16 protein-coding genes are annotated in these 15,108 nt (G+C 41.0%); 10 read left to right on the top strand and 6 right to left on the bottom strand.

The window, feature by feature from the left end; all coding sequences use genetic code 11:
* Positions 1–18 precede the first annotated feature (18 nt).
* Positions 19–456, bottom strand: a complete 438-nt coding sequence (locus NST94_RS29030; RefSeq protein WP_076124207.1) for a MarR family transcriptional regulator — start codon at positions 454–456, stop codon at positions 19–21.
* Between the two features lie 121 nt (positions 457–577).
* On the opposite strand from NST94_RS29030, the gene NST94_RS29025 reads away from it, so the two are divergent.
* Positions 578–1,165 (top strand): NAD(P)H-dependent oxidoreductase, encoded by a 588-nt coding sequence (locus tag NST94_RS29025; protein WP_036682318.1) that lies wholly within the window; start codon positions 578–580, stop codon positions 1,163–1,165.
* On the opposite strand, the gene NST94_RS29020 is transcribed toward NST94_RS29025, so the two are convergent.
* Complete coding sequence (locus tag NST94_RS29020; protein ID WP_339281521.1) at positions 1,124–1,465, bottom strand: hypothetical protein; 342 nt, start codon at positions 1,463–1,465, stop codon at positions 1,124–1,126. The two genes, NST94_RS29025 and NST94_RS29020, sit on opposite strands and share 42 nt — an antisense overlap.
* 230 nt (positions 1,466–1,695) lie before the next feature.
* Here NST94_RS29020 and NST94_RS29015 point away from each other — a divergent pair, with 230 nt between their 5' ends.
* Complete coding sequence (locus NST94_RS29015) at positions 1,696–3,108, top strand: alanine/glycine:cation symporter family protein (RefSeq protein ID WP_339281520.1); 1,413 nt, start codon at positions 1,696–1,698, stop codon at positions 3,106–3,108.
* A 139-nt stretch (positions 3,109–3,247) separates the two neighbouring features.
* Here the strand turns inward: NST94_RS29015 and NST94_RS29010 are convergent, their stop codons facing one another.
* Positions 3,248–3,649: a RidA family protein gene (locus NST94_RS29010; protein WP_248548904.1), complete on the bottom strand. Its 402-nt coding sequence runs from the start codon at positions 3,647–3,649 to the stop codon at positions 3,248–3,250.
* A gap of 413 nt (positions 3,650–4,062) precedes the next feature.
* Between NST94_RS29010 and NST94_RS29005 the strand changes: the two genes are divergently transcribed.
* From NST94_RS29005 to NST94_RS28995, 3 genes are all read left to right on the top strand, one after another.
* Positions 4,063–4,629 carry a TetR/AcrR family transcriptional regulator gene (locus tag NST94_RS29005; RefSeq protein ID WP_076301519.1) on the top strand — a complete coding sequence of 189 codons (567 nt, stop codon included), beginning with the start codon at positions 4,063–4,065 and terminating at the stop codon, positions 4,627–4,629.
* Entirely contained in the window at positions 4,626–5,162 is a 537-nt protein-coding gene (locus NST94_RS29000) for a DUF2798 domain-containing protein (protein ID WP_036682312.1), read from the top strand. The genes NST94_RS29005 and NST94_RS29000 overlap by 4 nt, the downstream gene beginning before the upstream one ends.
* Before the next feature lie 272 nt (positions 5,163–5,434).
* Positions 5,435–6,616, top strand: a complete 1,182-nt coding sequence (locus NST94_RS28995; protein WP_076124195.1) for a multidrug effflux MFS transporter — start codon at positions 5,435–5,437, stop codon at positions 6,614–6,616.
* 103 nt (positions 6,617–6,719) lie between these two features.
* Here the strand turns inward: NST94_RS28995 and NST94_RS28990 are convergent, their stop codons facing one another.
* The 3 genes from NST94_RS28990 to NST94_RS28980 form a co-directional block, all read right to left on the bottom strand.
* Complete coding sequence (locus NST94_RS28990) at positions 6,720–7,610, bottom strand: diacylglycerol kinase family protein (RefSeq protein WP_339245487.1); 891 nt, start codon at positions 7,608–7,610, stop codon at positions 6,720–6,722.
* 135 nt (positions 7,611–7,745) lie between these two features.
* The gene (gene guaC / locus NST94_RS28985) at positions 7,746–8,729 is read right to left on the bottom strand and encodes a GMP reductase (protein WP_036682307.1); all 984 of its coding nucleotides are present in this window, start codon (positions 8,727–8,729) and stop codon (positions 7,746–7,748) included.
* 166 nt (positions 8,730–8,895) lie between these two features.
* Positions 8,896–9,504 (bottom strand): LysE/ArgO family amino acid transporter, encoded by a 609-nt coding sequence (locus NST94_RS28980; protein WP_076124191.1) that lies wholly within the window; start codon positions 9,502–9,504, stop codon positions 8,896–8,898.
* Positions 9,505–9,717: 213 nt separating this feature from the next.
* On the opposite strand from NST94_RS28980, the gene NST94_RS28975 reads away from it, so the two are divergent.
* The 5 genes from NST94_RS28975 (at position 9,718) to NST94_RS28955 (ending at position 15,074) form a co-directional block, all read left to right on the top strand.
* Positions 9,718–10,896 (top strand): hypothetical protein, encoded by a 1,179-nt coding sequence (locus NST94_RS28975; protein WP_143762349.1) that lies wholly within the window; start codon positions 9,718–9,720, stop codon positions 10,894–10,896.
* Between the two features lie 215 nt (positions 10,897–11,111).
* Positions 11,112–12,902 carry a hybrid sensor histidine kinase/response regulator transcription factor gene (locus NST94_RS28970; protein WP_339281519.1) on the top strand — a complete coding sequence of 597 codons (1,791 nt, stop codon included), beginning with the start codon at positions 11,112–11,114 and terminating at the stop codon, positions 12,900–12,902.
* 183 nt (positions 12,903–13,085) lie between these two features.
* Positions 13,086–13,682 (top strand): sensor domain-containing protein, encoded by a 597-nt coding sequence (locus tag NST94_RS28965; RefSeq protein WP_339281518.1) that lies wholly within the window; start codon positions 13,086–13,088, stop codon positions 13,680–13,682.
* A gap of 22 nt (positions 13,683–13,704) precedes the next feature.
* Complete coding sequence (locus tag NST94_RS28960) at positions 13,705–14,310, top strand: polysaccharide deacetylase (protein WP_254847726.1); 606 nt, start codon at positions 13,705–13,707, stop codon at positions 14,308–14,310.
* Positions 14,310–15,074 carry a polysaccharide deacetylase family protein gene (locus NST94_RS28955; RefSeq protein WP_339281517.1) on the top strand — a complete coding sequence of 255 codons (765 nt, stop codon included), beginning with the start codon at positions 14,310–14,312 and terminating at the stop codon, positions 15,072–15,074. The genes NST94_RS28960 and NST94_RS28955 overlap by 1 nt, the downstream gene beginning before the upstream one ends.
* The last annotated feature ends 34 nt before the right edge of the window (positions 15,075–15,108 follow it).

Genomic DNA, 15,108 nt, shown 5'->3' with positions numbered 1-15,108 from the left:
TGCTGTCTTTTTCTCGGATCATTGCTGGGTGTTAAACACCTTAGATTGCAGGATATCGAGGGCATGGTTAATCTCGGCTAATTCCTCTGGGGGAACCTCTTTAATCCGGTTCAGAAAACGTTCACCGATCCGTTCAAAAGCTTCGTTCATCATCGCTTGTCCAGCATCAGACAGCCGAATCATTTGCTTACGCCGGTCCTCGGCGACATCAAGCTTCTCACACAGGTTTTTTTCTGTTAATTTCTTCAGCTCACGGCTGGTATTCGGCATAGAGATATTCTTACAATCGCTGATTTGGCTGAGGGTAACAGGCTGGCTAACCGCAATATATTCCAGAATACTGTATTGAACGGGCGTAATGCCTTCCGGTCTAACATCTTTGGTAAAGTCAAATGTTACTTCATGGACTGCTGTCGTAAAGGTAACAATTTTCTGAAAAAACGCTTGTTTGTCCATAAGGATCACCTCTTATTGTAAACCTTAACAAAATAATTATCATAATACAATTATCATTTGACAACTAAATGAGGGTTGTGATACCATTTTGTTATCAAATGATAATTAAAGAGGTGGAGCAATGAACGTTTTAGTCATCTATACACATCCGAATCATAAAAGTTTAAGTTATGCTTTTTTCAATAAAGTCATTCAGGGAAGTAATGAGAATCAAAAGATCACGAAGATAGAGGTCCTTGATCTTTACGAAGAGCAATTTGATCCTGTGCTGGTCTTTAATGAGAATAAACGTAGAAGAGACATGCATATCGATCCCAAGCTCGAGAAGTATCGGGAGCAGATTCGTCAGGCCGATAAAATTGTGTTTGTGTATCCAATCTGGTGGGGACGTCCTCCCGCGATGTTGCTCGGTTATATTGACCAAATGTTTGCTTCTAATTTCGCTTACAGAGAAAAGGGTGGCCTCATCCCCGAAGGGCTGCTGAAAGGAAAGTCTGTGGTTTGCATTTCCAGCATGAAGGGGCCGACCCTTTATCCTTTATATTGGCTGAATAATTCCCATAAAGTGCTGATGAGAAAAGCACTATTTCAATATTGTGGCATCAAGAAAGTGAAGTTTTTCGAATTTGGGAATATGGAGAGTCCAAAAGGGAAACATGATAAGAAGTTAAATCAGGTGTACCAATATTTTAAAGCTGTGGCTAATTAATACCTCGAAAATATCTGCTCTATGATTATTCGAGATAACCCCGGAAATGGATGTCTCAAGCGATCCCATAGTTGGATGGTCCAAAACAACGGTGGGATCCTTATCTTTTTGACTAGCCAGAACGATTTTATTTTTGCTGGCTAGCTCATGATAGAGGACAGCCATTTCTTCAATATCTTTTGCGGCTAATAAGGGCAATAGTTGTGCTGCTGATGTTATAGCTTCGTTCCTCGTTCGTCCTGAAATCAAATCAAACCAAATGTTCTCCACGATATAAATACGCGCATACATTGTTGTCATACATTTCTTCCACCGGATGCTTTTTCATTTTTTTATAATACCTAGATTATTCTAAAGCATCTTGTGAGCTCAGATGAAGATGGAGAAATAGCTCTCACACCGGTGTTAGGTATGGTGTTGCTGGCTAATTTTTTTTGTTGGCTTTTGAAATAAGGGCTGTTATATTTGAAAATACTATGTAACTTAAGGTTCAGCAACTGGGTATCGACACAATGGAGAGGCGGATTTACATGCAACAAATGTTAGACAGTATGATTAGCGCAACAAATGACTTTCTTTGGTCAAAAATTTTGGTGGTTCTGCTTATTGTTTGTGGAATTTATTTCACCATTCGATCGAAGTTTGTTCAGTTTAGCATGTTTAAAGAAATGTTTAGGGTTCTTAAAGAGTCCAATGAAAGGTCAAAAGATTCCATTTCGTCGTTTCAGGCTTTCTGTATCAGTATGGCAGCAAGGGTTGGGACAGGGAATATTACAGGGATCGCAATTGCTATCGCAATAGGTGGACCAGGGGCTGTTTTTTGGATGTGGGTCATAGCTATTATTGGATCAGCGTCTGGATTTATTGAAAGTACTCTGGCACAGGTGTATAAAGTGAAGGACAAGACTGGATTTCGTGGGGGTCCCGCCTATTATATGGAGCAAGGCCTGAAAAAACGTTGGATGGGCGCGGTATTTGCGGTTTTGATCACGTTATCCTTTGGTCTTGTATTTAATGCAGTTCAATCCAATACGATTACAGTGGCCTTTGAGAATTCATTTGGCACTAATCGGGTGATTCTTGGGCTTGTAGTTGCTGCTGCTTTTGCGGCTGTTATCTTTGGTGGGGTTAAACGTATTGCTAGAATGTCCGAATATATTGTAGTGGTAATGGCAGGGATCTATATTGGGGCTGCTGTTATTATTATGTTAATTAATATTACGGAAATACCGGCGATTCTGGCGCTTATTGTGAAAAGTGCTTTTGGATTTGAACAAATCGCAGGGGGATCTTTTGGGGCAGTCATTCTGCAAGGGGTGAAACGGGGACTATTCTCCAATGAAGCGGGAATGGGTAGTGCTCCGAATGCTGCGGCAACTGCAACAACTAGTCATCCGGTGAAACAAGGGCTGATGCAAGCGCTGGGTGTACTTACAGACACGTTACTTATTTGTTCGAGTACTGCTTTTATTATCTTGTTATCCGATGCGTATAAACAGCCAGGGCTGGATGGAATTAAGCTGACACAAGCGGCATTAAGCGAACATATTGGTTCGTGGGCTTCTGGATCCCTAGCGATCATGATTTTGTTGTTTGCTTTCAGTACGTTAATCGGAAATTATTATTATGGTGAGACCAATATAGAATTTTTGAACTCCAATAAAAAAGTATTACTATTCTATAGATACAGCGTCTTGGCGATGATTATTTTTGGCTCCGTAGCTAAGGTTCAATTGGTATGGGACTTGGCTGATTTATTTATGGGCTTCATGGTCATCGTGAATTTGATCGCTATCCTTTTGTTATCTAAAGTGGCCTTTGCCGCCCTGCAGGATTATAAGCGCCAGAAGCGCGCAGGGAAGGACCCTGTCTTTTATAAAGATAGCATAGAAGGTCTGGAAAACGTGGAGTGTTGGGACAATTCTTCAGACATAAAAACATAGTAGGGTAAGTATTTGCGGGCTCAGGAAACTGAGCCCTTTTTGCTGTTATAGAGGGGGGTTAGAAAAACGAGCCTTTAGAATTTCTTCTTAGGCTCGTTTGGTGTACAGAATATTAAATTAGTCCCTCTTGATTTAGGGTTTAACCAGCAGCCCATACATCTAGCTCAATTTTTAATTCAGGTAACCCTAATCCTTTAATATAAGCAATTGTCATTGAAGGAGGTGTCATACCGAATACTTTATTCCAAATTTCATAGAAATGGTTCCAATCGATTTCTTCCGTAGCCCAAATGTTGATTTTGATTACATTATCAGGTGTTAGCCTTTGAGAAGCCAGGACTTCAACAATATTACTCATCGTATTTGTTACCTGTTGGTTAAAATCTGTAGGGATATGATTGTTTTGATCGATTCCAATTTGGCCAGAAAATACATACATCTCAGCATTTCTACTTATTTTTGTTACATGACTATAGTTACCAACCGGTTTAGCAATATTTTCTGGATTATATCTTGTAATAACATTATTATTTAAGTTCATTTTGTGAATTCTCCTTTAAATAGAAGATACATAACGATATCTAAGTTATATATCTCCGCTGTTTTTTAGTTTCTTTTAATTTTTGACAGACCTATCCTATCAATAATTAATTCTAGAAAAAAACAGCAGTAGAATACCCAATACCAAAAGATAAATATTTTAGCGATCTCTTTTTCACCGGGTATTCCTCCTTCATATTTAAAGTAAGATAAGTTTCCTCAGAATGATATCATTAATCCAAGTGATACTGCAACAATTCCACTTTCTACACAATTTTCTAAGTTTTTTTTGCTGTTATAAATGAAAATAATGAAATATTTTTTGAAAAAAAGCAAAAAAGACTTACATTAATGATTTTTATATTGTTATAATAACAAACAGACCGGTTGGTATGTTAGGGGGAGTACGTTATTGTGGATACAAAATCGCTAATGATTGAGACGGCGACACTTCTTTTTCAGCAAAAAGGATATAAAAATGTAGGCGTGAATGAAATTTTAAAAGCCTGTAATGTGACCAAAGGAGCGCTTTATCATCATTTTCCAAATGGAAAAGAAGAACTATTAATTGCTTGTTTAAAGGGCTTAAATGAAGCAATTACGATAGATATTGAGGATATTTTTAAAAAGCATCCATCGACGTTAGAAGCTATACAATCCATGATCGACAAGTTGATTCACAACTTAGAAACCGAGGGCACGATTACCGGATATACCTTTAGCAGTATTGTCAGTGAAATGGCTACGGTGAGTGAACCTGTTCGCCAGGCATGTAGCTTGCTCTATGAGAACATGGAACGAATTTACTGCGATAAGCTTGTAACTGAAGGTTATTCGCAGGAATCAGCCTCCGAGATGGCATTGTGGATGACGGCTTCGATCGAAGGCGCGATGATGTTGTGCCTAACGCAAAAATCCACAACTCCCTTAAAAACTATCGCCAAACTATTACCGACAATTTTGAAAGGAAGTACATCATGAATCAAGAAGCAAGATTACCAAGAAACGGCAAGGAGGGGGCATTATATGGTGCAATCATTTGTACACTGACGGTACTGTTTATGTCCTCAATAAATATCATTTTAGGGGTTGGAGAATTTAATGGTGAGGTTGCCTTAACGATTCTTAAGGTGTTTCCGATCATTTGGGTAATTGTCATGATTATTGAGCCTGTTGTTATTGGCCGTATTGCCGAAAAGCTGACAGCTACATTCACACAACCAACAGATAGCTTCAACGCCAAAATCCTATTCCGTATCTTGTTCACCGTACTAGGAATGTCATTTTGTATGACGTTTATTGGAGACATTATCGGAAATGGGTTGAGTTCTCAAACGTTTAATCACTTCTTAGCCAATTGGCCAAGAAATTTCCTGATTGCACTGTTCGCTGAAAGTATATTGATACAGCCGTTTGCAAGATTTGTGATGGTAAAGCTACATGCTTCTCAGGACAAAAAGAAATCCAGCGCTGTTGGCGTAACTATACATGGATTATCAGAACAAAATTCCTAACCTAAATAAGCTCTCAGGCGAAGCGATTCGTTTGAGAGCTTTTCTATTACCGTGTATAATGATGTTTTGGTTGAATAATTGAAACTCAAATCTTTGCCCGATATCTTTCGGGTAAGCCCTCCTATAAAACCATGAAAGCATAACAATGAAAGGTGATTTTCTAACATGATGATCTATAGTCGTCTTGCTATAATGATGCCCCCATTTCCCTAGCTAGGCTCATATTCTTGTAGTTGTTCGAGGATATAAGCTTGTAGGAGGGCGAAAATAAGATGAAAAAATATGCAGCACCATCGTTACTTTTAATGATTGTTCTTGTGGCTTTTCCGCAAATTAGTGAGACGATTTACACTCCATCGTTACCGGATATCGCAGTAGCACTTGGGGCCACCAATAGTTCTGTACAGTTAACGTTAAGTATATATTTTATTGGATTTGCTTTAGGAGTTTTTAGCTGGGGTTGGTTGTCTGACTTCATCGGGCGGAGATCTTCCATGCTGGCTGGACTTCTTGTATACGGTATGGGAAGCTTGATGTGTTTTTACTCAGAATCCATTCATTTGCTGTTAGTCAGCAGGTTTATACAAGCGTTTGGAGCAGCAACAGGTTCGATTATTACCCAAACCATTCTTCGTGAGAGTGTCTCCGGGAATAAACGGCATGTTATGTTTGCCCAAATCTCGGCGGTCATTGCTTTTACTCCCGCAGTAGGTCCGTTAATTGGCGGATGGGTGGATCAAGCTTTTGGTTTTCGAGCGGTTTTCTTTACATTAGTAATGATGAGTGTGTTGTTATTTATGTATGCTTTTTGGAAGCTGCCAGAAACCACTGATGTTTCCATGAGAAAAAAGGTGGCTATTCTGCCTATAGTCAAAAAAATGCTCGCATTGCCACGTGTATTGGTGTTTGGATTACTAATTGGAGGCATTAACGGAATCTTGTTCAGCTATTATGCTGAAGCTCCTTTTATATTTATTGAACACTTTCAGATTTCGCCAGGAGTCTATGGTTTTCTCGGCATTATTGTGGCTTTGGCGTCGATTGTAGGCGCAATGATCTCCAAAAGATTATTAACCCTCTATGCCCCAGAAAAAATAATCCATATCGGCTGTCTAGTAATGGCGAGCGGAGCCTTGCTATTAACAATCGCAAGCAGTCTTGACTCGCTGCCGGATATGATAGTGATCGTATGTATTCTAATAACGCTGTTTGTCCTATTAATGGGTGCAGGGATTGCTTTACCTAATTGTCTAAGTCTTGCTCTTGTTCAATTTCAGGATGTTGTAGGAACAGCAGGTGCGATATTCAGCTTGGGCTATTATTTGCTTGTTAGCTTGGCGACGTGGGGAATGAGCGCTCTTCATAATGGTTCATTACTGACGATGCCTATTTATTTCTTAGGGATTAGCGGCGGAATGTGGTTATTAGGCAAAAAATTTATTGTAGTGGAATAGAAATAACTTCTTAGTCATTGGATTAGTAGAAAGATATGGATCGGGGCATCCATAAATTAAGGGCAGTCTGGAACTTTTTGAGTTCCGGACTGCTTTTTGTTTGTTAGTCCACTTCTGGCACAATGACTTGGATATGACGAGGGAGAACACTCAGCGTAATAGGCAAAGTTGGACCTTCTTCGCCATCTACATTGGTTCTTACGGTTTCTGGAGAGCTTACACTTACATTGTGGGCTGTGAAATAGACAACATCTTTATGATCCTTGAGGGTACCCAGCAGTAAAGATATACTGGCTGTAATGGTATTGAATATACTGAGGTCCAAAATAATAAAACAATGAAGCAGACCGTCGTCAACCGCAGCATCCGGTATTAGATTCTCGAACCCGCCGACTGAGTTAGTTAATACGGCGAGAAAGAGTAAGGAGTCTCCTTGCCACATTTGTCCATCATGGTCAATGACAAGGGGGTGGGCTGTAGGGCTTGTAAGTTGTATAAGACCTTCTTTCAAGTATGCCAATGACCCTAGTTTGGTTTTATCTTCGGAGGATACAGAGGATAATGCTCCGGCAATTAAACCTACAGCAACAACGTTGCCGAACAGGCGGTCATTTAAGCGACCGATATCTACTGTTTTTAAATTTGAGGAGGCAAGGGTTTGAATGGCTATTTCGGGATTCAGTGGAATTTGTAATGCACGGGCGAAATCATTAGCCGTTCCTAAAGGAACCACACCTAACTTTGGGTGGTGTTCCTGGTCGATAAGACCATTAATGGTCTCGTGAAGTGTGCCATCCCCGCCGATGGAGATCACCAGATCATAACCTTCCTCACAAGCAGCGATGGAATAACGAGTGGCGTCTAGTTCTTTTGCTGTCTCCTTGATCGTAACGGAGTAGTCTTTATCACTTAGAACTCTTGTTGCATATCTGACATATTGGCTGGCTTCTTCTTTGCCGGAGGAGGGGTTAATAATAATCATAGCTTGCCGCATAAGGATAATCCTCTCTATTGTGATCTAGTAGGAGTTTATTCTTACCATTACCCCAAAGTAGACCGGCAGAACTCGTTCTCATAAAAAAAGATGAGCAAGATTGACCTAAGTCATCCTGCTCACCTGTTTGTTCAATTAATAGACTTTATCTCCATTAAAAATGGAGTTCTTAACGATAACGTAATCCACATTACGGATAGCCTCTAACTTATTGCCACCTGCATAAGAGATGGAGGATTGAAGATCCTGCTCCATTTCTCTTAGGGTTTCTGCTAAAGCCCCTTTATGCTCAACCGCAATTTTTTTACCTTCGACGTTCTTCTTTTCACCTTTTTGGTATTCTGAAGCGGAGCCAAAGTATTCTTTATAGAGCTTCCCAGCGATTTCAATGGTTTCACCCGGAGATTCTTCATGACCGGCAAATAGTGAACCAATCATGACCATAGAAGCGCCAAATCGTACGGATTTAGCAATATCACCGTGTGTGCGAATGCCACCATCGGCAATAATTGGCTTGCTTGCAGCCTTGGCACATAAGCGTAGTGCAGCTAACTGCCAGCCGCCTGTACCGAATCCAGTTTTGATCTTAGTGATACATACTTTCCCTGGTCCAATCCCAACTTTAGTAGCATCAGCTCCAGCGTTTTCTAATTCTCTAACGCCTTCAGGTGTTCCTACATTTCCTGCAATAACAAAACTAGCAGGCAGGTATTGTTTAATATGTTTGATCATCCGAATAACTGCTTCGGAATGGCCGTGTGCAATATCAATTGTAATGAATTCCGGAACCAGCTGTTCTTTGGATAATTGTTCGACGAAATCATACTCTTCTTCTTTAACTCCGACGCTGATGGATGCGATTAATTCACGGGAGTGCATGTCTTTGATGAAAGACGTACGTTTCTCCGGTTCAAAACGATGCATAATGTAGAAATAGCCATTTTGCGCCAAGGAGATAGCGATCTTCTCATCAATGATGGTTTGCATGTTGGCAGGTACCACCGGCAATCTAAATTTATGCCCACCGAGGGTGACTGATGTATCACACTCCGAACGGCTGTTTACGATACATTTTGCAGGAATTAATTGAATATCTTCATAATCGAATACTTCTTTCATAATTTACACCTCTAAATGCGAACATTATAGTATTTTGGTTTGTTAATTGTTCGTCCAAATTGTAATGTACCTCATTCTGCGCCGTAAGTCAAAATTCTAGTACATTATGGTGTAAATTGGACATAATTATACGGCAAATTGGTGTACAGCATTCTTTTTCCTCCACTTAAAAAAGCTTGAAGGCAATATAAGCAGCAACGATCCAAATAATGATCGCGGAGATCTTATTAATAATCCGCATGATTTTGCCACTTGAGTCGATTTGTCCTACGGTTTTTCCGGCTACAGCCAGCCCAAAGAACCAAATCCATGACACTAGGATAGTCGCGCCAGCAAATACAACTTTGTCTACGCCTGTGTAACTAAGCGAGCTAGTGCCAATAACGCCGATAGTATCCAAGATCGCATGAGGATTTAATAAAGAAACGGACAGCGCGAACAGGATTTGTTTTTTAGAGGATAGAGGGGTTGCGTCTTGCGCTGACGATGTAGGTGTACTTTTCCAGATAGACCATCCCATATACAAAAGAAATAAAAGTCCTACAGCAAATAAAGCGGTCTGCAGAACGGGGATGGCAAACACAAGGACTGAAACACCTAATACGGCTAATAAAATAAGCAGGGTATCGCATAAAGCGGCTGTAACAATAACGGGAATGGCTTTTTTAAAATGTGGCTGCGAGGCCCCTTGGTTAAATACAAAGACATTTTGTGCGCCAAGTGGAAGAATTAATCCAAAGGCCAGTGCAATGCCATGAAGTAGTGCGGCTAACATAGTTTATTATTCCTCCGATAGTGTTCATACTTTATAGAATTTGCTGTCCTATTGGTTCAATTGGTCTACTACAATTTTATGGACAAATAATATGTACTATCATACAGTCTGTGTTTTGATTTAAAAAGCTGCTTAATATAATCTTGTTGTCCCTTAGAAAAGGTAGTAAAGTAACAGAATGCATACTATATATGGAAAGAAAGGTTGATATTTTTGAAAAAAGGAATATTTACAGGGTTGGTTGCTCTCTTGTTGATGACTACAAGTACGGTGACCTCTGGCACTGTAGAAGCTGCAGCAGCAGTAACCAAATTACCGAATGCCCAATGGAGTCAGCTGAATGTTGTGGGAGAGCTGGAGAGTGTGGAAGGCAATCCTATGGAGGTTACTAAATTAAACACAGTGTATCTACACACCAAAGAAGAGCATGCTACTCAAACTAAGATATGGTTAGTGGATACGCTGAAATCATATGACACACAGACTGGAAAGCTGAAGTGGTCGGTTAATTTTGCAGACCCTGGTACATCGATGTTTCGTGAATCCAAAGAATATTTAGTGTCACCAGATGGAACGGTATACATAACTTTTACAGATAATCTTTCTCCTGACGCAACTCAAATCTACGCGGTGGGAGCTGACGGGAAACGGAAATGGAAGGTGAATTTATCTCAAGCAGAGGGATACTTGTATAGACTTGATAACGGCAATTTAGTCTTTGCATCCCGAGGACAGTTTGATGGTTCCGGTAATTATTCTGGGTCCCTAACCTTAATTAATAAAAATGGAACTAAAATAAAAAACGTAACTTACAAAGGGACGGTAGCAGGGAAAGGGAATCGTATCCTCATTCAAACAAATTACGGAAGTGGGAAAGGCTCGCGAATCCAGGCTCTTGATTCTTCGCTAAATTCAGTATTTACATACCAGTTGCCTGCGGATTCGTATACAGAAGTCGATTACAACGAGGTGCTCACCGATGGAACCGTACTAATTCGGGCTAATCTTCCCAAAACAGGGAACCGACTATTTGGTTTTGACTCTAAAGGTAAATTGCTGTGGGGTAGAGATGTCGCAGGTAATGCTGTCATATCATCCCTGGGAGAGGTATATGGGATTTATGCCAATGGGAAGCTGTCCTTATATAATGTAAAAGGATTGGTTAAGTCAGTAGCCCTACAAGATGAGACGGAATTTTTTGTTTCGTTGTATCAATTACAGGATGGTAATATTGAGCTTAGCTTTCCTGGTTCTGCAACATATATTTTAAATCCTAAAACGCTCGCAGTAGATTATACTTTCAGGCTGAAGGATGATTTTAATTTCAATTATGTGGGGAATAGCGTGGGATATGTAAAGACAGACAAAGGATTTTCAAGAATTAAGTTTTAAGTCTTGGTATTAAAGAATATGATTGATCAAGGATGCCTCCCTAAATGGGTTGGCATCTTTTTTACGTTAATGCTAAGTATACAAGGGTACCTATTCACTAATTACACCATTAGTAAAAATGTCATCTCAACTCATGACTTTTTGTAACTAGTGAGCCCTTAAGGGGTTACACTATAATAAAGATTAAGTCAGCAGAGTATATAGGGGGAAATGCCTTGTTTAATCTGGTCAAACAGTGGTTCTGGTACGATTGGCTCGTCCTCCTGTTTCGGATTTGTTTTTCTACTTCTTTTTTGGTCACCATGTGTTATCTTTCAGAGGATTTTACGATTCCTTTCTGGATCGCGTTTGTTTGGGGCGTGGTCTCTTTTTCTGTGCCTTGGTTTTGTTTGCAGCTGCATTACAAGTATTATCTGATAGCGGAGATCCTTTTTTCGGGTGGGCTTTGTTTATATTTGGCTGCTTTGTTTCCTGAATCGTACGTAACTTTTCTGCCTATCGCTTTTATGATCGCCAGCAATAGTGCACAGAAGTCCTATCGTTGGACAGCTCCGATCACGGTCATTTTGATTCCAATTATGTTATCTAGATTGTCACAACAAATGGATGCTGTATCGATGATTGTTAACATGGGTTTGGTGTATACGCTTGGGTTCGCTTTTCATTTACTGGTGGTGAATCACAAGCAGGGCAGAATTATTAAGGAGCAAAATGCTGTTTTAGAGCAGTACATCTCGCAAGTTGAACGTATGACACTTCTGGAAGAACGAGATCGTTTATCCAAAGATCTGCATGATACGGTGGGGCATTCTTATACTTCAATTATTATGGGGCTAGAGACTTTACGTTCGGAGGTGAATACTTCTGAAGGGGAGCACAAAATAGATGCCTTGTTAAAGTTAACCCGCAATGGCTTGGATGATGTTCGGCGATATTTGCACCATGTGGGCGCTTCGGAGGATTCATTGACGCTAATGCAGTCCCTGCAGAAATTAGTGGATGATTTCCAGACCTTCTCCAAGGTTAAGATTCGCTTAAGAACATTCGGAGAGCCGTATACAGTATCTAAGCAGGCCCAAATGACATTATACAGATGTTTGCAGGAGTCGATAACCAACGCTGTACGTCATGGTCAGGCCAGTGAAATTGTCATCAGCTTACATTATGAAGAGAAGCTGATTCGGCTGGATGTGCAGGATAATGGATTAGGCACTGAAGATTTAAAAGCAGGATTTGGTGTGAATGCGATGAAGGAGCGTGCCTCCAACTTGCAAGGACAAGTGTATTTCTACTCTAAGCCAGGGGAAGGGACCTTAGTGACCTGCAGTTTACCAAGGCTTGATGAGATACAGGAGGAAACGATTCGTTTATTGCTGGTAGATGATCAACCCTATATCCGGGATAGTTTGCGAATTATTCTAGAGCAGGAGCCGGATTTTGTGATCAATGGGTTAGCTGAGAATGGTGAACAAGCGATAAGCTTCTGCGAGCAGGAACAACCTCACGTGGTGCTGATGGACTTAAATATGCCGGGCATGGACGGTGCGGAAGCGACCAAGCTTATCAAGCAAAAGTGGCCAGGGGTACGAGTGTTGATCCTGACTACTTTTCAAGAAGCAGATATGGCAGTCGAAGCACTGCAAAACGGGGCAGATGGCTACTTGCTAAAGTCTACCGAGCCGCAGGAGCTGTTCGAAGGAATACGTCTTGTACATCGGGGCGTAAAGATGATTACACCCGATATTACGAATGTATTAATTGATCACTATGAGATGCATCCAGCTTCAGAGGCGCCACCGACAGAGAAGAGTAATGAATATGGACTGACTCCGCGTGAGCTGGAGATTCTAGAATGCCTCTCGAAGGGAATGCGTTATAAAACTATTGCCGCTAAACTATATCTGTCCGATGGAACGGTGAGAAATTACGCGTCCACCATCTATGCCAAGCTCGGGGTACGAAACCGTGAGGAGGCAGTCGAGAAGGCTTTTAGCATTTCGGATTAATCCTGACCGAAGTATTTGAAATTGATAAGCACCTTATTGTTTGCTTTCCCTTGTGGGAGTAGGCAGTAGGGTGTTTTTTTTGTCATATGACATTATGGCACTGGTCGATTTTACACCAAAAGCACTAGCATAGGAGTTACTTAGTTATGAACAATTTTTTATTGCAGAGAGGGAGAGAAAAACATGAATCAAATAATCCGGAAACATGTGAGAAATTTTTGTTTCTTATTAATTACTTTTGCCACAGGGCTATTTTACTTTTGTTTTTATCTGGTGGGCATTACCTTTGGAGTTTCGATGTCCTTCACCTTAGTGGGGATCCCGATCCTTTATTATGTTTTGCGTTCTACCGAGACTTTTTTACAGCATGAGCGAATTCGAACTAAAGTCTATACGGATATCTCGGTTCGCACGCTCCCAACCCGATCTCAAGAAGAAGGCAGCTTGTGGGAAAGGGTTAAGGCAGAGTTTCTGGATGAACATAACTGGAGAGCGATTTTAGGGTTGATGTTGCAGTTTGGAATCGGCATGGTCAGTCTCATTTGTGCCACTCTTTTTTACTTGACTCCTATTATTCTCTTGTTGTCACCTGTCCTGTATTTATTAGATGTGTCCTCTATATCGCTATTTGGGATTGAAAATAAAACATTCAACATCTCACTTTTCTTCATGTTGTTAGGTTCAGTGTCTCTATGGATAGGTGCTTATCTCGGAAACAGTCTGGTAAAGATGATCGGCAGGTATACGCGGCGTTTAGTGAAGGATTTTGCTAGAAGATAAACTTAAACAGGAAGAAGGAAAAATGATGGTAACCTCAGTTCCATTTATAAAATTATTCTCACAATCCCTTTGGATGATGTGGGAGAACATATTTGCTGTCATCACCAAATTTCGTAGTCAGTCCGTGCGTAGATATGGGATATGTAAGTTGGTAGTGTTGAAATATCACGGAGAAAGTTTGGTCTGCCAAGATGGGCAACGGATACTTCCGGGAGATTGGGTGGGTGAGCTTCATTTGGACAATCGCCAGATTGTGCAGCTGACACGTACGCTTGGCGCAGATCGGGCCGGAATTCGTACGGCACGCATGCTTCGCGAGGCTATGAAGGAGATCAGTCGTGATCTAGACAGCAATCCGGAACTAAGCAAAGTAAACGCGCTAACCGGGATTACACTGCTTCACCGGGGGATTATTCATGGAATAGGGTTTGAGCAGCGTCCTATCAAGTCCAAATGGCAGCGGCACTGGTTCGGGATATACCTTCGTTTTTTACTTCGCATGCTGCATCCGGAAGGGAAACATCGTGTAGAGGACAGCACAGAGAAGTTATCTCCCATGATGCTTGTGCTTAGCAAGCAGTCCTTGAAAGCGCGGTTTGCCCCGCGTAAGACAGAGGCGGCTTCCTAATGTGGGCCTTCATAATTTTAGCAGTGGATGTGATTGTTCTTTATATGATCGTTCCTTTTGCGCTTACCCGAATATTGGGATGGGGGGTTCACTCGGAGGTAGGTGCAGAGAAAGAAATTGCGTTTACGTTCGATGACGGTCCGGATCCTTGTTATACACCTGAACTTCTAGATCTATTAAAAGAGCATGGCATAAAAGCGACCTTCTTCGTATTGGGCAAAAAGGCGCAGCGATATCCAGAACTGATCGAGCGTATGCACAGAGAAGGGCACCAAATCGGCATTCATAATTATACTCATACACCCAACTGGATCCAGTTCCCCTGGACCAATAGACGGAAGCAAGTAGATCGCACAGCAGACATTGTTGAGCGAATTACAGGAGAGCGGCCTATCTTTTACCGCCCACCTTGGGGGCTTCTCAATCTAGGGGATTTCTTTTTGCTAAGAGAATCTTATCGAATCGTATTGTGGTCTGTTATGGTCGGAGATTGGAAAGCGTCACTGAGTGCAGAGCAATTAAAGGATGCCTTAATAAAAAAAATAAAACCAGGCTCAATCATTGTTCTACACGACAGCGGAGATACACCGTGGGCAGATGAAGAAGCGCCCTTGAATATGATCACTGGATTAGAAGAAGTCTTAAAAGAAATGGATAAAAAGGGTCTGAAGTGTCTGCGGATGGATGAACTGCTGAACAAGGAAGTTAGTTATAGTAGAGAAGCTAGATCCAGAGTCAAACATAGGGGTCAGATTGATCTGTAGCTATTGAAATTTCTCAATTATTTTTTATATGGCA

Source organism: Paenibacillus sp. FSL H8-0282 (assembly GCF_037963825.1).
Taxonomy (GTDB): Bacteria; Bacillota; Bacilli; order Paenibacillales; family Paenibacillaceae; genus Paenibacillus_AQ; species Paenibacillus_AQ odorifer.
This window is presented reverse-complemented; position numbering and strand designations above follow the sequence as displayed.